Raw genomic sequence first — 17,507 nt, forward strand, 5'->3', positions numbered from 1 at the left:
ATCGGCCTGTCGAATTGTTGCTTGTTAATTGTCGTTACAGCTCCAGCATCAGCATTTCCTTGCGCATTTCGACTAGCTTCTGTTTGCTTGCTTCCGCTGCTTCCGCATCTCCTTGCTGCAACGCTTCATGAAGAACCGCAAGCTCGTAATCGAGCTCGAGACGAAGCACTCCCGCCCGGAGTTCGGCGCGCTTGGATTTGAAGGCCTGCACCATGTCTTCCAGCGTGATTTGGGGGCGTTTTTGAAAAATAATGCGATGCTCCATGCCCGACACCTCCACGAGACGGATAATTTCTCCAAACATGATGTTCTCGATGAGCAACTGTCGATCTCGAAACCGTTTGACGACGGCATGGCCGCGCGTATCGTTGATCAGCTTCTCGATGCTGCGAGCAAGCCGTTCGTCCTTAACCACGTACGTCCCAACCATCTTGTAACGCGTTCGGGTCCGCTGAAATCGGAACTTGAGCAGCTTCCGGCCGCTTCGCACCGAAACGAGAAAATGTTGATCGTTCTCGCTCCAGTACAGAGAGTAGCCGTTCTGAATCAGTTCGCGGATCCAATTTTGAATCTGTCTGCGGTCAAAACGAAGCTCGAGGTCGCAATATTCCACTTCGTAGCTTCGATTCACGGCCATCCCCCCCTCCCGCATCGTTGCACGGCTTGAGTTATTGACCGAATGTTCAGACATTTCTTGCTTACTTCTATCTTATACCCCATCTTATGTTCTGGCAACTTGGTTTCTTGACTATTTTGTCAACTTGGATTTTTGACCGTTATCCGGTATAGTGGGTTCAACGCTTGAACGATTCAGACGAGGTGAAAAAAATGAACACGACCGCAAAACCTTCCGTAGCCGAACCCGCGGCCGAGTTCGCCGGCTTCGAAGCCGCGGACTTCGACGCCATGGCCGTCCCGGGCCTGGAAAACCGGATGTCCGCCATTATTGAAAGCGTTCGGCCGAAGCTGCACGCGTTGGGCGATTCCCTTGCCCCGATCCTGACCGGGTTGTCCGGAACGCAGCTGTATCCGCATGTGGCCAAGCACGCCAGGCGGTCGGTCAATCCGCCTGACGACACTTGGGTCGCATGGTCTCCGAGCCCGAAGGGCTACAAAATGTTCCCGCATTTCCAGATCGGCCTCTGGTCGACGCATTTGTTTATTCAGTTCGCTATTATATATGAGTGCCCGACCAAAGACGTGCTCGCGGTACGCGCGGAAAATGAGCTGAAATCGATCCGCTCCTCCGTGCCCGCCGATTATCAATGGTCCAAGGATCATATGAAACCGGAAGGAACCGCCCACAAGGACATGTCCGACGAGGAGCTGAAGGAGCTGTTCGTCCGGCTCCGCAAGATCAAAGCCGCCGAGCTGACGTGCGGCCTGCACGTTCGCCGGGACGACCCGGTGCTCCGGGACGGCAAAGCGCTGCTCGCCAAGGCGGAATCCGTGTTCGCCACGCTGCTGCCCCTGTACCGGATGGCGAACGCGTAACGCGAGGAAAGAGCTGCTCCCATTCCGGCTCTCATTCGAAAGCCGCCGATCGCCCGAAGCGGTCGGCGGCTCGCCGGAACGTCAGCCTCGGGCGGAGGTTTCCCCTTTCGGTTCGCGCGGCCACAGCGTATAGCTGAAGCTGATCAGAAAATCGATGCCGAGCACGACCGCCCACCCCAGGATCCAAGACACGAACGGAGACTCGGCGTTCAAGTCCTTTTCCCCCGCCAGCCAGCTCATGACGAGCAGCAGAATGCCGCCGATCGCCCACGCGGCCAGATGCAGCAGCCAGCCTTTGCGCTCGTGCGCCGCATGCTCTTTCCCGTACAGCTTGCGGGGAGCCTCCCCGCCCTTGAAGCGATGAGCGAACCTTGCGTCGGCCCAGCGAATCATCCGATGGCCGAACGCCACCGATACGCCGACGTACACGGCCGCCAGGTTGTGCGTCCATGAAGGCTCGGCTCCGCTGCGCAAATCGATGACGGCCGCCGCGAGCAGGATCAGATCGACGACGGGCGTGCATGCCAGCAGCCAAGCGCCCGCCTTCCTTTTGTTCAGCGCATAGCGGAAAAAAAGCCCCGCGCCGACGAACACCCAAAATCCGATTTCGCACGCTACGATTAAAAATCCGATCATCACCGATTCTCCCTTTTTAATACATCGTATGAAAACAAGCTTATTTTAACACTGTTGTATTAAAAAACAAAGTGATAAAATAATCGCATGCCCAAAATCGTCGATCATGATCGGCGCCGAACGGAGCTGGGAGAAGCGGCATGGCGCATTATCCGGCGCGAGGGGCTGGAGGCGGTGACGGTCCGAAACGTGGCGAAGGAAGCGGAGGTGTCTCTCGGATCGCTCAGGCATTATTTTTCGACCCAATCGGAACTGCTCGCCTTCTCGCTGCGCCTCGTCTCCGATCGCGTCAAAGGCCGGCTGGCGGACTTCAAGCCGTCCGGCGACGTCCGCGCGGACGCGGAATGCATCCTCTGGGAACTGCTTCCGCTCGATGAAGAAAAACGCGCGGAAAGCGAGGTTTGGCTCGCGTTCACGGGCCGGAAACTGACCGATCCCGCCCTGGCGGAGCTGAACGCCCAGGTGTACGACGAACTGTACGCGGGGATGTTGCGGCTCGTGCGGGCGCTCATCGTCTTCCGCGAGGCGGAATCGGGCGCAAGTTCGAGCCTCGACGCCGAGCTGGAAGCGAGACGATTGAACGCGCTCGTGGACGGACTCCTCGTTCACGGCGTTTCCCGTCCCGACGTCATGACGCCCGAAACGATCCGCCGCATCGTCCGGCTGCACCTGGATCGTTTGCTTTCGGAAGCATAAACCGGCGCTTCGGCGCGCAAAAACGGCAGCGTTCCCCGCAGAGATGGGCGCTGCCGTTTCCGCTTTTCGGCTCTGTCAAAAAAGCTCTCCCCAAAAAGCGGGGAGAGCTTCGCAGCGCGGCAAAGGCGATCGATTACGCGTTCGGCTTCGCCGATGCGCCGTCCGCCATGCGGAACCGGGCCAGCAGGCCGATCGCAAGCAGGGAAATGACGCCGGACACGACGTACGGCAGCCAATCGTACACGCCGAGCAGGAGCGTGCCGAGCAGCGGGCCCGCGATCCGGCCGAGGCTGTCCATCGAAGAGCTGAGGCCGGATGCGACCCCCTGCTCGACCGTCGTTTTTTGCGTAATGAGCGATGTGACGCACGGCCGGGTCAGCGAGTTGCCGATGCCGAAAATGCACAGGTACGCCGTTGCGGCGATCCAGTTGTCCGCGGTCAGCAGCAGGAAAAATCCGATCGCCGACAGCACGAGCCCCGCCGCGATGAACGCCCCTTCGCGCCCCTTTTTCACGTACCGGCGAACGATGCCTCCCTGGACGAGCGCGCCGGCCAGCCCGCAAAAGAAAAACATGATGCCGACTTTATAAGGCGTGACCTCGAAGCGCTCCATGCCGAACAATTGCATCGTCGCTTCCAGAATCGCCAGCGAAAACGTCACGAAAAACGCCAGCACGTACAAATTTTTAAGCGGGCCCTGAAAGGCGGTCCACCGGGAAACTTTGGGCGCCGCCGCCGTTTTGGCCCGCTGCTCGGGCGTGAGCGACTCTGTCAGCTTCGCCCACGCCGCGAGCAGCGTAACGAGCGCCAGCCCCGCGGCGGCAAAAAACGGCGCGCTGAGCGAAATGCGGCTGAGCACGCCGCCGACGAAAGGACCGAAGGTGAAGCCGAGGCCGATGCTCATCCCGACGACCGCCATTCCTTTCGTCCGGTCTTCGTTTGTCGTAATGTCGGCTACGTAGGCGACGATGCAAGCGGTCACCGCGCCGGAAAACAAGCCGCCGATCAGCCGGGACGCGTACATCAGCGTCAAATTGTCGCCGGCCAGGCCAAAGAGCAGGAAGCTGAGGCAGAAGCCGGCAACGCCGATCATGATGACGGGCCGCCGTCCCACCCTGCCGGAGAGCGAGCCCCACAGCGGGGATACGACAAACGAGACGAGCGAGTACAGCGTAAGCATCAAGCCCGTGTGCAAATTGGCCGCTTCCGGGTCGATGTCGGATACGACTTGCGGCAAAACCGGAATAATAATGCCGAAGCCGATAAAGGTCGTAATGAGCATGAGCGCTACGATGGCGAGCTTGCTTCTCATGGACGTCGTTCTCTCCTCTAAAACGCAGTGTCGTTTTTCCTTAAAATATGGTAACACAGCTAGCAGCCCGTTCCAAATGCCGCCATTTGTCGTTTTCGTGACAGCCGATTCGGACGGAAATCGGCTGCGCGGCAAACTTGTTGCATTCCCCCCTATTTTTGCTATACTCAACCTAGTTTGAAACAAACTTCGACTCATGCTAGGTAAGAAAGGCAGGCGCTATCCATTTTGGATCATACCCGCACCCCTTTGTTCGACGCGCTTCTGCGCCATTCCGAAGCCGGGCCGGTGCAGTTTCACATCCCCGGGCACAAGAAAGGCGCCGGCATGGATCCCGAATTCCGCCGGTATGTCGGGCAAAACGTTCTCGATATCGACCTGATCAACATCGCGCCGCTCGACGACCTTCATCAGCCGGTCGGCGTCATTCTCGAAGCCCAGAAGCTGGCCGCGGACGCCTTCGGAGCGGATGCCTGTTTTTTTTCCGTGCAAGGAACGAGCACGGCCATCATGACGATGATTTTGTCCGTATGCGGCAACGGGGACAAAATCGTCGTCCCGCGCAACGTTCATAAATCGATTCTGTCCGCCATTATTTTCGCCGGGGCGCGGCCGGTTTTCCTGTCGCCGGCGCGCGATCATCAGCTCGGCATCGATCACGGCGTAACGACCCGTTCGGTCCGCCGCGCGCTGGAGCGTCATCCCGACGCGGCGGCGGTTCTGGTCATCAATCCGACGTATTTCGGCGTTAGCGCGAACCTGAAGGAAATCGTCGACCTCGTTCACGAGTACGATATCCCGGTTCTCGTCGACGAGGCGCACGGCGCGCTCATTCATTTTTCAGACAAGCTCCCGCTCTCCGCGATGCAAGCCGGCGCCGATATGGCCGCGACCAGCGTGCACAAGCTCGGCGGCTCGATGACCCAGAGCTCCATCCTGAACGTGCGAAACGGGCTGGTCAACGTCCAGCGCGTGCAAACGATTTTGAGCATGCTGACGACGACGTCCACCTCGTATCCGCTGCTCGCTTCGCTCGATACGGCAAGGCGCCAGCTCGCGCTGCACGGGGAAGAGCTCGCGGCCCGAGCGGTGGAGCTAGCCAACCGCGCGCGGCAGGCGGTGAACGAAATCGAAGGGCTCTATTCGTTCGGGGAAGACATTCTCGGCGACGAGGCGACCTACGACTACGACCCGACGAAGCTGACCATTCACGTCCGGCGGCTCGGAATTACCGGCTACGACGCGGAAAACTGGCTTCGCGAGCGTTACCGGATCGAAGTCGAGCTTAGCGACATGTACAACATTTTATGCCTGATTACGCCGGGCGACGACGACGCTTCCGTCGGTCTGCTCGTGAACGCGCTGCGCGAAATGTCGGAGCAGTTCCGCGACACGCGCGAAATTCCGGACATCGTCGTCAAGGTTCCCGAAATTCCCCACCTGTCGCTGACGCCGAGAGACGCGTTTTACGGGGAGACGGAAACGATCCCGCTGACCGAATCCGCCGGCCGGATCATCGCGGAGTTTATTTACGTATATCCGCCGGGCATTCCGATTTTGCTGCCGGGCGAAGTCATCTCGCAGGAAAACATCGATTACATCGTCGACCATCTGGAGGTCGGCCTGCCGGTCAAAGGACCGGAAGATCGGACGGTCAGGGAAATCAAGGTGATCGTCGAAGAGACGGCGATTTCGTAGGCGGCCCGCAGCATTCCGCCGGTCGCAGTCTATCCCCCGCGCGCCCAATGCCGGCGCAGGGGGGTTTTTTTACGTTCGGGCAAAACGATTGTAGGCGATATCCGATTTTGCTATGATGGGCTTGGAGGTGGAAAACGATGAGTCAAAGCGCTTTCATTTCGCTCGTCCAAGGATCTGCCGCAACCGAAGTGACGCTCGACGACGTAAAGGCCAAGCTTCGCCTTTATATCGACCAGGCGTCTCGGACCGGCAAACAGCTCGGCTGGGATTACGCCGGCGCCGCCTTTCCCTACTCCATCGAGGACCAAAATTCCGAGAAGCACGCCTGGTTTTATTTGAAAGGCTCCAGGCCCCCCTACCGCTTCATCGTTTTCGGCGTCGGCCGCCGCCCGGACGGCGAACGCTCCGTTCCGTACATCCAGGTCGTCCTTCCCGAAGGCTCCACGCACGCCGACAAAGCGAAAGCGAACGAATATTGCAAATGGCTCGGCCGGCAGCTGCTGGCGGAAGTCACGTTGTTCAACGGCCGCACGATGGTTTTCAGCTCCAGAAAATAAAAAAACGGAGCTGCCGCGGCATGCCGAAACGCGCATGCCTGGCAGCTCCCGCGAAAAGCGATGGCTCAGTCCGCTTCCTGGGCGGCGAGCTCTTCGTAAACTTTCATGACCCGCTCCCACTCTTCGTCGTCTTCGATATTGACGAGCACTTCGTCTTCGCCGTCTTCCTCGATGCGGAAAATGACGCCGTCGTCTTCGGGATCGTTGCGGTCAAGCAGAACGGCATAAGCGTTATCGCCGCTCTCGAATGTGTACACAAGCACCATTTCGTGTTCGTTGCCTTCTTCGTCCGTTACGACGAAAACGGCTTCTTCATCGTGCTCGTGGTTGCAGTTTTCGTCATGAACATGATCGCTCATGTGGAACCTCCGTTCAGTCGGTTGGATTTACTTTTCCATCGTATCGTATCATTTCCAAATCCCCGGGTCAAACGAACGGCGCTCCCCCGGATCGGGAGGAGCGCCGCCGCTTATTTCGAGATGATCGTTTTTTCCGAGACGACCTGCATGGACGAGCTCCCTGCGGGCTGCATCCAGAAGCGGATCGTGTACTTGCCGCTTGATTTGAACTCGTAGCCGAATTTGTCGCTGGTCGTGAACCAGAAGTTGTCCTTGGTCGGAAAATCCTTGTCCTTGGTCGTTTTGCCGTCGATATAGGTCTCGTCCCCGTAAGGATCGGCAATCGTGACCTTGAAGGCGGAAATGTCCGCTTGCAGGTTGTCGATTTGAGCAAAAACGATGAAGTTGACCTTCTGGTTTTTCTCGACCGAGCCGAACGGCGTGCTGCCGTTCATGGCAAACATATGTACGTTCGGCTTCGAGACGGTCACTTTCTTGTCCTTTTCGTCCCAGGCGACCATTCCCTGCACGAGATCGCCGACCTCGCGCACGCCCAAATACGCTTTGCCGTCCACGAGGATGCCGCCGTCCTCGATCGTTTGCTTATTGAATACGATTCGCACCTTCTGCGCAACCGTATCCGCAAAAACCGCGGAACCGCCTACGAGCAATAGGGCCACGGTCAACAAAAGCAGCTTGCGGATGTTCATTCTGCATGACCTCCGTCGTTCGCACTCTTTTACCTGTATGGTTATACCGAACAACCGGGCAAAAGTTGCGAGAACGCGAAAGAAAATTCAGAGCGGACATCCGCCGCGGCCCTCCCTTCGGCATGACGGAACGTGTCGAATCCGCTCCGATTGTGCGCTCGCCCGGGAAATAATGGCTCCGCCATTTCCCCGCGGTTTGCCGGGATTCAATTGGCTTTGGGCAGCGTAAGCACGCACGGAACGCCGTTGCCGATCGCTCCCGGCTCCGACATTCTGGCCAAATAGGCTAACCCTCGCGCGCACGGAGTGCGGCAAACCGCGCACGCGTCCGAGGTGACGATTTTCATTTGCGGGCGGTGGACGACGGAGGACAGCTCCTTCTTTTTCGACGCCCCTTTGCCTTTCGGTTTGCTCATGCGGCTCCCCCCTCTCCCTGCGAAAATGGCAGCCACCATAACGTATGCGGGAGGGCGGGGCAATGCTTCGTTTTTTGCAACGAAATCTTTTGCATCGATACAGATTATGGTATATTCAATTCAGTTTTAAATGCGTTCGTTTGCAACGATTCAAACTGGCAGATGAGACAGCTGGGAGGCTTGGAATGGATATCCAAATGCTGGGGACGGGAAGCGCCTTCGCCAAAACGTTTTTCAACAACAATGCGCTGATCTATTCCGGTGGCCGCATCCTTTTGATCGATTGCGGGCATACGGCTCCGAAGATGCTTTACCGACTCGGCATTTCGCCGGACGATATCGACGCCATCTTGATTTCGCACATCCACGCCGACCACGTCGGAGGACTCGAAGAACTCGCGTTCAAGTACAAATTTACATATAAGACGAGAAAGCCGTTGTATATCGCCGAAACGCTTGTCGAATCGCTATGGCAGCATTCGCTGCGGGGCGGGCTGGAGCAGGAGCATTACGACTCGCTGCAGCATTTTTTCGACGTGCGGCCGCTTACCGAAGGAACTCGCGTCGAGCTGCTAAGCGGTTTGAGGGCGGAATTGCTTCGAACCGATCACATTCCGAACAAATACAGCTACTCGATTTTGCTGAACGACTCGTTCTTTTATACGGCCGATATGAAGTTTAATCCGGAACTGCTCGCGAAGCTCGTTCGCGAACGGGGCGTGACTACGATTTTTCACGACTGCCAGCTGCATGAGCCCGGAACCGTTCACGCGTGCCTTCCCCAGCTGCTGACGCTGCCGGACGACATCCAGGAACGAATCCGGCTTATGCATTACGGAGACGATCAGCCCGATTTCATCGGAAAAACCGGAAAAATGACGTTCGTCGACCAGCATAAACGCTATACTCTTCCGTTTTCGGGATGACAACCGGATCCGGAATGCGGTATGATGAGAAAAATTCGCCTACGGAAAGGATGCCTGCGTTTTGGTTGCCGCCTACGTGATATCCGCGATCCTGCTCGTCGTCATGATTTGGGTGCTGCTCTGGGTCACCAAAAAAGCCTACTCCCGCAAATGGGAAGAATGAACGACAAAAGCTCCGACGCCTTCAAGCGGCAGCGGAGCTTTTGCTATGATTCGGCGCTTGCGGCGGGCGCGGCGAGCTTACCACCCGACGCCCCACTCCAGGCCCGGCGTGACGTTTCGCGACCGGTACACGTCTTGTGAGACTTCGCTCGGGTATACGCTCGCGAATACCTTCGATTCGGCCGAATCCGAAGCGCCGGGGGCGATCGCGCCGGCGGGAACGGCCGGCTTTTGGCCGCAGGCGGCCAGGCCGATCGTCGCCGACAGGAGGGCGGCAACGGCGAAGCGGCGAAGCGCCCGGCGGCGGTTCGCTAAACCGAACGGCATGGCGGCGGCCTCCTTCCTTTCATTCGGAACGCTGCGCTGTCGCTCCGTTTTACTCAGAATACCCGCCGCATCCGGGTCTTAATCCGTCGGATCGCCTTTTTTGCCCGGATCGTCCTTGATCGTCCAAATGAACCGCCGGTCGTGTTTGAGCGAATCCTCGCGCACCATGCGGGCGACGGCCAGCATGACCGCCCCGATCAGACCGAACATGGCGAGCAGCGCCAGCGTCAGGATGACGCCTTCCTCCATCGGACCGTTCCTCCCGTTCCAAGGCATTTATTTTATACATACGCCGGTCCGAAAGCTTCATTACTTTTACTTTTTCCGTCCGCGAAAATTTGGCGTTCTTTGTGCAAAACAATTCCCGCCCAAACGGTTGACACGGCTTTCCGAAGTTGGTATTATACAAAATGTGCTTGCGAGATAGTATGATCTGATAGCTCAGCTGGGAGAGCACCATCTTGACAGGGTGGGGGTCACAGGTTCGATCCCTGTTCAGATCACCATAATCGACAGCCAGCCTTCCCGTATTCGCGGGAAGGTTTTTTTCTTTTTGTTACCCGTTTAGAGATGCTCCATCGTACCAACAATAGGTTAACGAAGGAGTGAAGACAACATGCCGAACAAAAAATCCACGACAAGCCGTACGCTGCTGTTGACGCTTGCTTTCCTGCTTCTCCTGCCCGCCGCCGCCGGCGCGGCCGAACCGTCCCCCGAAGCCGTCCGGGCCGAGACGCCCTCCGTTTCTTCGATTCATAAGCGGATGGCCCATCCGCCTCGTCCCGTCCCGAACGAAGAACTGCTCAAGCTGTTGAAAATCGACGAGACTACGCTCCATAACGAGCTGGCCGCCGGCAAATCGTTGGCGGACGTCGCCGCGAGCAAAGGCGTTGCGAAACAAAAGGTCGTCGATCTGCTCGTCAGCCAGCATGTGAAAAGGCTGAACGAAGCGGTCAAAGCCGGACAGATTACCGAAGACGAAGCCGGCAAATGGAAATCGAAGATGGAGGAACGAGTGCGGCTGCTCGTCGACAGCAAAGGCGGCATGCACCATCGTCACTTTCGGGGCGCGAAGCGGTTGAACGACATCTCGCAAGTGCTTGGCATGGAACCGAAAGCGCTGATCGAAGAGCTTAAAAAGGGCAAATCCGTCGTGCAAATCGGCAAGGAGAAAGGCATCAGCGCGGAGACGATCGAAAGCAAGCTGCTGGAGAAGGAAAAAGCGAGAATCCACGACCAGATCAACCGCGTTTGGGACAAGCAGCGCCAAATCAACCGAAGCTGAAGAATTCGAAAAAAAATTCCCGATCCCTCTTTACATTCCGGCTGCATCCCGCTATAATAGATCAAGTCGAAACACTTCTTGATCTGATAGCTCAGCTGGGAGAGCACCATCTTGACAGGGTGGGGGTCACAGGTTCGATCCCTGTTCAGATCACCATATCGCATTTGAAGCCCCGCCGGCTGGCGGGGTTTTTTGCTTGGGCTCGACAGGGGACGGTTGGCGGCGCAGCATCGGGACAGGCTTTACGAGCCCTTCTCCCCGCCTGCGGCAAGATTGGCCGCTTATACAGCGAAACCGCTCGTGCCGGGAACGCGTGCGGCTCCGCTATGCAAAAAGATGCGCGGCAAGTCGGCGCATTTTTCAAACCGCGTCGGTCATTTTAGGCCGTTAATTAAGGATGGACGGCGATTCCCCGACTCCGTTAACGTCTGCGCCGTATTCCGCTTCGCCAAGGGGCCGATGATGTCCCGCCCCCCTTCCCTCTCGTCAAAGCGCTCCGCCTCCGGACGCCCGAAGACCTTCAGCGGCTCGGTCCGCCTCCGGAATCTGCCAGTCGATCTCGGATTCTCCGACGGACCGCAAAAAAGCGTTTGTTCGCGAAAACGGACGGCTGCCGAAAAATCCGTTGTGCGCCGAAAACGGACTCGGATGCGGCGAAGCGATGACGTGGTGCCGCGACCGGTCGATGAACGACGCTTTTTCCTGCGCGTGCCTTCCCCACAGGATGAACACGATCGGCTTCTCTCGCTCGTTGAGCGCCGCGATGACCGCGTCCGTGAACTTTTCCCACCCGAGACCTTTGTGCGAATTCGGCTGGCCCTCGCGCACCGTCAGCACCGCGTTCAGCAGCAGCACGCCCTGCCTGGCCCAATGCTCCAGAAAGCCGTGGCTCGGAATCGCGCAACCCAGATCGTCCCGCAGCTCCTTGTAAATGTTCTGCAGCGACGGAGGCGTCTTTACGCCCGGCATCACCGAAAAGCTGAGCCCGTGCGCTTGGCCGGCTCCGTGGTACGGGTCCTGCCCGAGAATGACCACCTTAACGTTCTCGTAAGCCGTCAGATGAAGCGCCTGAAAAATATGATACATATCCGGATAAATGCGTCTGTCCCTGTACTCCTCCGCCAATTGCCGCCTTAGCTCCCGATAGTACGGCTTCTCCATTTCCGGCTCGAGAACCGGTCCCCAATCATTGCGGAATACGGCCGCCATCTTGCGTTCCTCCATTTTCTGTCGTCGTTAACTCTTCTATTATAGCAATCTATCGGACATCCGTGAAACCGCCGCGAGTCCCCTTGCGGTTCCGCCCGGAAAACAAAAAATCCTGCCTCGGCGTTTAGCCGGACAGGACAACTGGCGTTAAATGTTAAGGAGTGCTCCTTGAAAAAAATGGTGCCGAGGACGGGAATCGAACCCGTACGGGTGTCACCACCCCCAGGATTTTAAGTCCTGTGCGTCTGCCTGTTCCGCCACCCCGGCGCGAAAATCGCGCTGCCGCGCGCATTGGCGCGTATTCCGCCAACCGCGAAATCGACCATTCGAAAACGATCAACGTTCTACATATTACCACGTCCGGGCATACGCGTCAACAAAATCGCGGGCCGGCTTCCCCCAGCAATGGCAGAGCGGGCGCGCAAGAATGGGGGAATCTGCGAATGATTTCGTCCAAGCCATCCTCTTCTTCCATCATAAACTATACTATGAAGCTGAAAGGTGGTGACTTACGATGTCTTTGAGGAGAAAAACGATCGTCGTCAAACTCCGCCCTGGTCAAAAAGCGATTATCATTTGCAAACATCGGAGACGCAGAAATCCGCTATCCCTCTAATCTCTCAATTCGCAATTCCCGCATTCAACGCAGCCTGTCAAAAACGCCCTTCGGGGCGTTCTTTTTATCATTGGCCCGCTTTCCGCGCCCGACTTTCCGCCGTTCGTGCCCGTTTCCCGCACAAACAAAAAAACGCCTCCTTCCGCTTGATGCCGTTAACCGGCTTGGGAAGTAGAGACGATTCGCATTCGCCTTTGCATCGCTGCTTGCATCCTCAGTGGTGGGCCCTGAGGGACTTGAACCCCCGACCAATCGGTTATGAGCCGACCGCTCTAACCAACTGAGCTAAGGGCCCTCGTCTGAAGTCCGTTTGAGGTTTAAGTTTGGTTGCGGGGGCAGGATTTGAACCTGCGGCCTTCGGGTTATGAGCCCGACGAGCTACCGGACTGCTCCACCCCGCGATGTTCACCATCAATCTGTCGACAGCGACAAGAATTAATATACTACAAGAGTATTGAATAAGTCAAGGAAAAAATAACAATCCGTTAAAAAAAGTCGTCGCGCTTCCGGCTTGAGCTATTCCTCCTTTTTGACGTTTCCGCCGGAGGCCGCATCGGCCTTTGCCATTTCCGCCAGCTTCTGCAGCAAAATATGCTGCGGCATATGCATCAGGTGCTCGAGCGGCACCTTCAAATGTTCGGCAAGCTTTTGCGCGGTTTCCGCCGTCAACGGCATTCTTCGCATGCTCCCGCCCCCTTTCTTCTAAAACGATAACACAACGCCTTTACGCTGCCAAGGCCGGCTTCGCGGCAAACGGCGAATCCGGCCTTGGCGGCTAAGGCATAAAACGAACTCCGTACTTTCCTTTGCGCGATCGAAACACTTCAATTTCCCGCGGCATGTCGATCCCGAACAGCCACCCGTCGTGCTCCATTCGGCGAACGAGACAGCCTGCCTGGAACTTGCTGTCGTACAGCCTCGACCAATAGACCCAATTCATCGCTGGCCATCCTTCCGGTGAATAAGCTCCAGGCTTTAGGATGCTCCTTCGCGCTTCGGCCTACTCTTCGGGGCTAGCCGTACGGACGATCCGAAGAGCGGGAAAGCCGAAAATCAGCCTCCCGACGCCCGACGGAGCATTTCCCTCTGGATCGCTTCCTGATCGCCCAAATAAGGCGTAAGATCGATCTCCCCGGTCGGGTTCTGCTTGATTTCTTGCAGCAGCTCGTTGCCGTTGTCCTGCCATTCCTGCAGCGCTTCCTTGACGCCCAAATCGCCGCGGACCGCCTTTTGGAACGATTGGTCGCCGAGTTGCTGAATATAGCTCAGGTTGGGGCGTTCCCGATAAAGGCTTTGCTCGGCCTGATTATACTCGTAAGGAATCGGCTTTTGCTTGTAGAACGCCTCGATATTGTAGGCCATGCCGTCGAGAGGCTTGACGAACTCGGTCAGCGAGCTCATCTGGTACGTGCTTCTTGCCTTGAATTTGGCCGTTTCCTTGCTCGTGCTGAACTTGATGAACTCCCAGGCATCGTCCGCATTGGCCGCGTTGGCGTTGATCACCATCACTTCGCCCAGGTACATCCCGCTGCTTGCTTCCGGCATCTCCGGAAGCACCGGGTAGGTGACGACATCCCAATCGAGGGGCTCGTAATTTTCCATTTTGTCTACGTTATCGTTATAAGTCTTGAGCTCGTTGATTAGGTAATTGTTGCTGATCATCATGGCGACGCGGTTCGTAAAAAACGGACGGTTCGAATACGGATTGTAGCGGTAGTTGCCGTCGGCGGGCATCTCCTCCACGAAATCTTCCGCGCTCGGAATCACTTTTTGCTGCGCCAGCTCGATCGGGCGCTCCCAGGCCCGCTCCCACTGCGGCGTATTGACCGTCATCGTCTCGGCCTTGTCGTCGAACATCCTCAGCTTCAGCGGGGCGACGATGTTGTTGACGCTGTACATGCTTAATTCGGAGTTCCAGTCGTTCAACGTCAATCCAAATATCCGCTCGGCGCCCTCTCCCGTGCTCATCTGAGTGGCCAGGTCGAAAATTTGGTCCCACGTCATCCCGTCGGTCGGCGGAGTGACGCCCGCTTTCGAAAACAACGTCTTGTTGTAAAACAAAACGCTGGAGCTGAACGTAGAGGTCAGCCCGTAAACCTGGTTGTTGCCTGCCTCCCGGATGCTTTCGATGACGGACGGCACGAACGCTTCCAAATCCACTTTGTCTTTCTTGATGTACGAATCCAGCGAAACGAGCAAATTATCCTGAATCAGCCGGCCCATCGTTCCCTGATCGGTGACGAGCACGTCGACCGGATTCGGTCCCGTCAGCATTTCCTTGAGCCGTTCGTACGTATCGATTTGCTGAAATTCCTTTTGCTCCTCTTCCGAAGCGTACATCATCTCCGAATAGTCGGTCGCATATTGGAATTCGATGTCGATGTTCCCTTTGGACAGCTCGAACATATCCGTGTATTCCTGACGGTAATAGGATTCGCTGTCCTGGCTGCCCGAAACCATGCCGATGCGCAGCGTGCGGCGATTGTTCGGATCGTCTGACGCGTCTCCTCCGCTGCACGCGGCGGCGAGAGCGGCGACGACGGACAAAACGAGCACGACGGACAGCGACTTCAACGTATGTAATCGAAGAAATGAGCGCAAGAAAATTCCCCCTTATCCTTTTAAAAACGCCGCGCAGACCGCCCCGTCGGTTGACTGCGCGGCGACGTTTCGCTACCCTGTTGCGTCAGCCGACTGCAACCGCGGCAGACGTAGCCGAGTCGTAAAGAATCGGACCGCCTCCTCCGCCGTACACGTCGTCGTTGACGCCTTCGATCGGACCGGTCGGCGTCAGCTTGATTTTCTGCAGCAGTTCGTTCCCCTTCGTCTCGAATTCGGCGAGTGCTTCCTCTACCGACATTTCGCCGTTGACGACTTTGTTGTACTGGGTATTGGCGAGCGAATCGATCAGGTTCAAATTCGGACGTTCCTGATACAGTTTCGAGTAGACCGCCAAATTTTGCTGCGGAATCGGCTTCGTCGTCGTGAAGGCTTCCATGTTGTAGCTCATGCCTTCCTTTGGCTTCGCGTATTCGATCAGCGACGGAAGCTCGTAGCTGCTGCGGGCCCGCAGCTTGCCCCACTCCTTGCCGTTCATGAACTTGACGAATTCCCAGGCGTCGTCCGGATTCGGAGCCTGCGAGTTAATGGCGGCGAGCGTATTCATATAAATATATCCGCTGATCCCGGGCGCTTCCGCGAACGTCGGCACGGACACGACATCCCAATCGAGCGCCTCCATGTTTTCGAACTTATCGACGTTGCGGTTGAACGTGTCGATTTCGCTGATCATGCTGTACGAGCCGATGACCATCGCGACTTTGCCGCGGAAAAACGGCTGCTGCTCGTAAGGATTGTAGCGGTACGGTCCGTCGGTCGCCGGCTGCTCGAACACGAGATCCTCCTGCGACGGGAGAACCTTGTCCTTGAACAGATCGGTGTACGTCGTCCATACGTTTTTCCATTGCGGCGTATTGATCGTCATCGTTTCGCCTTTTTCGTCGAACATTTTCAATTGCAGCGGCGCGGCGAAGCTGGTCAGATCGTAATAGCCGTTGCTGTAGCCCCATTGGTTGAACGTGAACCCGAACGTCGCATCCTGGCCTTCGCCGGTCTTCAATTGGCGCGCCAGGTTGAACAATTCTTCCCACGTCATGCCGTTCGTCGGAGGGGTGATGCCGAGGTTGCTGAACATCTTCTTATTATAAAAAAGTGCGGAAGGCGAGTACGTCGGCGCGAGAGCGTACAGATTTTGGCCGTCGCCCAGGTCCTTGATGCCTTCGATGACGGCCGGAACGTATTCGGCGGTGTCGATTTCGTCTTCTTTCATCAGCGGATCGAGCGGCTTGAGCAGATTTTCCTGCACCATCGTGCTCAGCATGCTCGAATCGTTCAAAATCATGACATCGACCGGGTTCGGCCCCGTCATGATTTCCTTTACCTTCTCCAGCGGATCCGGCTGCTGCGTTTCCGGGGTTTGCTCCTCGAACTGCGTCTCGGTCCAGTCGATCGCCGGCACGATTTCGATGTCGATGTTGCCGTGCGTAAATTCGAACAGGTCGGTATATTGCTGGCGGAAATATTGTTCGTCCTGGCTGCTGCCGTACATCGTCCCGATGCGCAGCGTACGGCGGTTGTTCGGGTCGTCGGTTTCGTTGCCTCCGCTGCAAGCGGCGAGCAAAGTGCCGGCTAGCGTCAGGCTTATTCCGGCCAGCGCGAGCTTGCGAAATCGGTTGTTCTTCATGCGGGTTCCTCCTCGATCGGTTTCGGTGCTTTGATGACAATTTGTTCCCCGTCAAACTCCATGCTCGCCTTGTCGCCGATTTCCAGGGCTTGCAAATACTCCTTCGGAATTTGCAGCCGTCCTACGCGGTCCACGACGACAAAGGCTTCGTGTTCTTCGTTCAACCCCCCTCCGAGAGGAGGCGCGTCGTCCAAATTCGGATTCCGCTTGATAAATTCGGTGCTCGTCAGGCCGTCGCGGATGGCCACGACGCGGTCGACCTTGCTCGCCAGCGACAGATCGTGGGTAACGATGACGATCGTCAACCCCAGCTCCCGGTTGAATCGCCGGAAAATGTCCATGATGAGATCCGACGTCCGCGTGTCGACGGAGCCCGTCGGCTCGTCGGCCAGCAGCAGCTGCGGCTTGTTGGCCAAAGAGATCGCGATCGCCACGCGCTGCTGCTCGCCGCCCGACAGCTGGGTGAGCTTGTTGTGCATGCGCTCCTTCAGACCTACCCACTCCAGCAGTTGCTTGGCGTAAGCCCGGTCCAGCTTGCCGGAAAACATCATCGGCATCTCGACGTTTTCCAGCGCGGTCAGAAAGGGCAGCAGATTGCGCGCGTTGTTCTGCCAGATAAAGCCGACCGTCTCCCGCTTGTATTTCACGAGATCGTCGTCGCTCGCCTTGAGCAGGTTCCACGGGCCGACGGTCACCTGGCCCGCCGAAGGGCGGTCGAGGCCGCCCAAAATGTTCAGCAGCGTCGACTTGCCGCTTCCGCTGTTGCCGATGATGGCCATCATTTCGCCCGGGGCGACGGTCAAATTCAGCCCCTGCAGCGCGACGACCTCGAGATCGTCCGCCTTGTAAATTTTGACCAATCCTTCGCAAGTAATCACAAAG

The 17,507-nt window shown here is 57.2% G+C and carries 20 protein-coding genes and 5 tRNA genes; 8 read left to right on the forward strand and 17 right to left on the reverse strand.

The genetic code is table 11. The features are described from left to right. Window positions 1–34: 34 nt before the first annotated feature. Entirely contained in the window at window positions 35–631 is a 597-nt protein-coding gene (locus B7E11_RS26345) for a hypothetical protein (RefSeq protein ID WP_080841032.1), read from the reverse strand. Between the two features lie 197 nt (window positions 632–828). Between B7E11_RS26345 and B7E11_RS26350 the strand changes: the two genes are divergently transcribed. After that, window positions 829–1,494, forward strand: coding sequence for a YktB family protein (locus tag B7E11_RS26350; protein ID WP_080840361.1), 666 nt, complete (start codon window positions 829–831; stop codon window positions 1,492–1,494). A gap of 81 nt (window positions 1,495–1,575) precedes the next feature. On the opposite strand, the gene B7E11_RS26355 is transcribed toward B7E11_RS26350, so the two are convergent. Continuing rightward, window positions 1,576–2,130 carry a hypothetical protein gene (locus B7E11_RS26355; protein ID WP_080840363.1) on the reverse strand — a complete coding sequence of 185 codons (555 nt, stop codon included), beginning with the start codon at window positions 2,128–2,130 and terminating at the stop codon, window positions 1,576–1,578. A gap of 87 nt (window positions 2,131–2,217) precedes the next feature. On the opposite strand from B7E11_RS26355, the gene B7E11_RS26360 reads away from it, so the two are divergent. Then, entirely contained in the window at window positions 2,218–2,826 is a 609-nt protein-coding gene (locus tag B7E11_RS26360; RefSeq protein WP_080840365.1) for a TetR/AcrR family transcriptional regulator, read from the forward strand. Between the two features lie 133 nt (window positions 2,827–2,959). Here B7E11_RS26360 and B7E11_RS26365 read toward each other — a convergent pair whose 3' ends face one another. Further along, complete coding sequence (locus B7E11_RS26365; protein ID WP_080840367.1) at window positions 2,960–4,138, reverse strand: MFS transporter; 1,179 nt, start codon at window positions 4,136–4,138, stop codon at window positions 2,960–2,962. Between the two features lie 228 nt (window positions 4,139–4,366). Between B7E11_RS26365 and B7E11_RS26370 the strand changes: the two genes are divergently transcribed. Together B7E11_RS26370 and B7E11_RS26375 are read left to right on the forward strand one after the other, a co-directional pair. After that, entirely contained in the window at window positions 4,367–5,836 is a 1,470-nt protein-coding gene (locus tag B7E11_RS26370) for an aminotransferase class I/II-fold pyridoxal phosphate-dependent enzyme (RefSeq protein ID WP_080840369.1), read from the forward strand. 137 nt (window positions 5,837–5,973) lie between these two features. Further along, a complete protein-coding gene (locus tag B7E11_RS26375) occupies window positions 5,974–6,393 on the forward strand; it encodes a DUF1885 family protein (RefSeq protein WP_080840371.1) in 420 nt (139 codons plus the stop codon). 65 nt (window positions 6,394–6,458) lie between these two features. Here B7E11_RS26375 and B7E11_RS26380 read toward each other — a convergent pair whose 3' ends face one another. The 3 genes from B7E11_RS26380 to B7E11_RS26390 all read right to left on the reverse strand — a co-directional run bounded on the left by B7E11_RS26380 (window position 6,459) and on the right by B7E11_RS26390 (window position 7,857). Then, window positions 6,459–6,752, reverse strand: coding sequence for a DUF1292 domain-containing protein (locus B7E11_RS26380; RefSeq protein ID WP_080840373.1), 294 nt, complete (start codon window positions 6,750–6,752; stop codon window positions 6,459–6,461). 110 nt (window positions 6,753–6,862) lie between these two features. Beyond that, entirely contained in the window at window positions 6,863–7,441 is a 579-nt protein-coding gene (locus tag B7E11_RS26385) for a hypothetical protein (protein ID WP_080840375.1), read from the reverse strand. A 206-nt stretch (window positions 7,442–7,647) separates the two neighbouring features. Further along, entirely contained in the window at window positions 7,648–7,857 is a 210-nt protein-coding gene (locus tag B7E11_RS26390) for a hypothetical protein (RefSeq protein WP_080840377.1), read from the reverse strand. 185 nt (window positions 7,858–8,042) lie between these two features. Here B7E11_RS26390 and B7E11_RS26395 point away from each other — a divergent pair, with 185 nt between their 5' ends. Further along, window positions 8,043–8,783: an MBL fold metallo-hydrolase gene (locus B7E11_RS26395; RefSeq protein ID WP_080840379.1), complete on the forward strand. Its 741-nt coding sequence runs from the start codon at window positions 8,043–8,045 to the stop codon at window positions 8,781–8,783. Between the two features lie 240 nt (window positions 8,784–9,023). Here the strand turns inward: B7E11_RS26395 and B7E11_RS26400 are convergent, their stop codons facing one another. Both B7E11_RS26400 and B7E11_RS29860 read right to left on the reverse strand, forming a co-directional pair. After that, window positions 9,024–9,272 (reverse strand): hypothetical protein, encoded by a 249-nt coding sequence (locus tag B7E11_RS26400; RefSeq protein WP_080840381.1) that lies wholly within the window; start codon window positions 9,270–9,272, stop codon window positions 9,024–9,026. 78 nt (window positions 9,273–9,350) lie between these two features. Then, the gene (locus tag B7E11_RS29860) at window positions 9,351–9,521 is read right to left on the reverse strand and encodes a hypothetical protein (protein WP_176220909.1); all 171 of its coding nucleotides are present in this window, start codon (window positions 9,519–9,521) and stop codon (window positions 9,351–9,353) included. A gap of 181 nt (window positions 9,522–9,702) precedes the next feature. On the opposite strand from B7E11_RS29860, the gene B7E11_RS26405 reads away from it, so the two are divergent. From B7E11_RS26405 to B7E11_RS26415, 3 genes are all read left to right on the forward strand, one after another. After that, window positions 9,703–9,778 (forward strand) — tRNA-Val (locus B7E11_RS26405). 110 nt (window positions 9,779–9,888) lie between these two features. Then, a complete protein-coding gene (locus B7E11_RS26410) occupies window positions 9,889–10,557 on the forward strand; it encodes a hypothetical protein (RefSeq protein WP_080840383.1) in 669 nt (222 codons plus the stop codon). Window positions 10,558–10,637: 80 nt separating this feature from the next. Further along, window positions 10,638–10,713: transfer RNA gene (locus tag B7E11_RS26415), tRNA-Val, on the forward strand. Between the two features lie 330 nt (window positions 10,714–11,043). Here B7E11_RS26415 and B7E11_RS26420 read toward each other — a convergent pair. From B7E11_RS26420 to B7E11_RS26450, 9 genes are all read right to left on the reverse strand, one after another. After that, window positions 11,044–11,766: a uracil-DNA glycosylase gene (locus B7E11_RS26420; RefSeq protein ID WP_080840386.1), complete on the reverse strand. Its 723-nt coding sequence runs from the start codon at window positions 11,764–11,766 to the stop codon at window positions 11,044–11,046. A gap of 178 nt (window positions 11,767–11,944) precedes the next feature. Next, window positions 11,945–12,033, reverse strand: a tRNA-Leu gene (locus B7E11_RS26425). Between the two features lie 567 nt (window positions 12,034–12,600). Beyond that, window positions 12,601–12,677: transfer RNA gene (locus tag B7E11_RS26430), tRNA-Ile, on the reverse strand. A 29-nt stretch (window positions 12,678–12,706) separates the two neighbouring features. Continuing rightward, window positions 12,707–12,783, reverse strand: a tRNA-Met gene (locus B7E11_RS26435). A 115-nt stretch (window positions 12,784–12,898) separates the two neighbouring features. Further along, window positions 12,899–13,066 carry a YycC family protein gene (locus B7E11_RS29230; protein WP_139787321.1) on the reverse strand — a complete coding sequence of 56 codons (168 nt, stop codon included), beginning with the start codon at window positions 13,064–13,066 and terminating at the stop codon, window positions 12,899–12,901. 91 nt (window positions 13,067–13,157) lie between these two features. Then, window positions 13,158–13,322: a hypothetical protein gene (locus B7E11_RS29865; protein ID WP_176220910.1), complete on the reverse strand. Its 165-nt coding sequence runs from the start codon at window positions 13,320–13,322 to the stop codon at window positions 13,158–13,160. A 113-nt stretch (window positions 13,323–13,435) separates the two neighbouring features. Beyond that, complete coding sequence (locus B7E11_RS26440) at window positions 13,436–14,983, reverse strand: ABC transporter substrate-binding protein (protein ID WP_139787322.1); 1,548 nt, start codon at window positions 14,981–14,983, stop codon at window positions 13,436–13,438. An 85-nt stretch (window positions 14,984–15,068) separates the two neighbouring features. Then, the gene (locus tag B7E11_RS26445) at window positions 15,069–16,625 is read right to left on the reverse strand and encodes an ABC transporter substrate-binding protein (RefSeq protein ID WP_080840393.1); all 1,557 of its coding nucleotides are present in this window, start codon (window positions 16,623–16,625) and stop codon (window positions 15,069–15,071) included. Continuing rightward, the gene (locus B7E11_RS26450) at window positions 16,622–17,503 is read right to left on the reverse strand and encodes an ABC transporter ATP-binding protein (RefSeq protein WP_080840396.1); all 882 of its coding nucleotides are present in this window, start codon (window positions 17,501–17,503) and stop codon (window positions 16,622–16,624) included. Before B7E11_RS26450 ends, B7E11_RS26445 begins: the two co-directional genes overlap by 4 nt. Between the last annotated feature and the right edge of the window lie 4 nt (window positions 17,504–17,507).

Source organism: Cohnella massiliensis, from assembly GCF_900169535.1.
In the GTDB taxonomy this organism is placed as follows: Bacteria; Bacillota; Bacilli; order Paenibacillales; family Paenibacillaceae; genus Cohnella; species Cohnella algarum.

Coding starts and splice junctions, on each gene's coding strand:
- B7E11_RS26350 (WP_080840361.1), top strand. CDS start 829: ATGAACACGACCGCAAAACCTTCCGTAGCCGAACCCGCGGCCGAGTTC.
- B7E11_RS26355 (WP_080840363.1), bottom strand. CDS start 2,130: ATGATCGGATTTTTAATCGTAGCGTGCGAAATCGGATTTTGGGTGTTC.
- B7E11_RS26360 (WP_080840365.1), top strand. CDS start 2,218: ATGCCCAAAATCGTCGATCATGATCGGCGCCGAACGGAGCTGGGAGAA.
- B7E11_RS26365 (WP_080840367.1), bottom strand. CDS start 4,138: ATGAGAAGCAAGCTCGCCATCGTAGCGCTCATGCTCATTACGACCTTT.
- B7E11_RS26375 (WP_080840371.1), top strand. CDS start 5,974: ATGAGTCAAAGCGCTTTCATTTCGCTCGTCCAAGGATCTGCCGCAACC.
- B7E11_RS26380 (WP_080840373.1), bottom strand. CDS start 6,752: ATGAGCGATCATGTTCATGACGAAAACTGCAACCACGAGCACGATGAA.
- B7E11_RS26385 (WP_080840375.1), bottom strand. CDS start 7,441: ATGAACATCCGCAAGCTGCTTTTGTTGACCGTGGCCCTATTGCTCGTA.
- B7E11_RS26390 (WP_080840377.1), bottom strand. CDS start 7,857: ATGAGCAAACCGAAAGGCAAAGGGGCGTCGAAAAAGAAGGAGCTGTCC.
- B7E11_RS26395 (WP_080840379.1), top strand. CDS start 8,043: ATGGATATCCAAATGCTGGGGACGGGAAGCGCCTTCGCCAAAACGTTT.
- B7E11_RS26400 (WP_080840381.1), bottom strand. CDS start 9,272: ATGCCGTTCGGTTTAGCGAACCGCCGCCGGGCGCTTCGCCGCTTCGCC.
- B7E11_RS29860 (WP_176220909.1), bottom strand. CDS start 9,521: ATGGAGGAAGGCGTCATCCTGACGCTGGCGCTGCTCGCCATGTTCGGT.
- B7E11_RS26410 (WP_080840383.1), top strand. CDS start 9,889: ATGCCGAACAAAAAATCCACGACAAGCCGTACGCTGCTGTTGACGCTT.
- B7E11_RS26420 (WP_080840386.1), bottom strand. CDS start 11,766: ATGGCGGCCGTATTCCGCAATGATTGGGGACCGGTTCTCGAGCCGGAA.
- B7E11_RS29230 (WP_139787321.1), bottom strand. CDS start 13,066: ATGCGAAGAATGCCGTTGACGGCGGAAACCGCGCAAAAGCTTGCCGAA.
- B7E11_RS29865 (WP_176220910.1), bottom strand. CDS start 13,322: ATGAATTGGGTCTATTGGTCGAGGCTGTACGACAGCAAGTTCCAGGCA.
- B7E11_RS26445 (WP_080840393.1), bottom strand. CDS start 16,625: ATGAAGAACAACCGATTTCGCAAGCTCGCGCTGGCCGGAATAAGCCTG.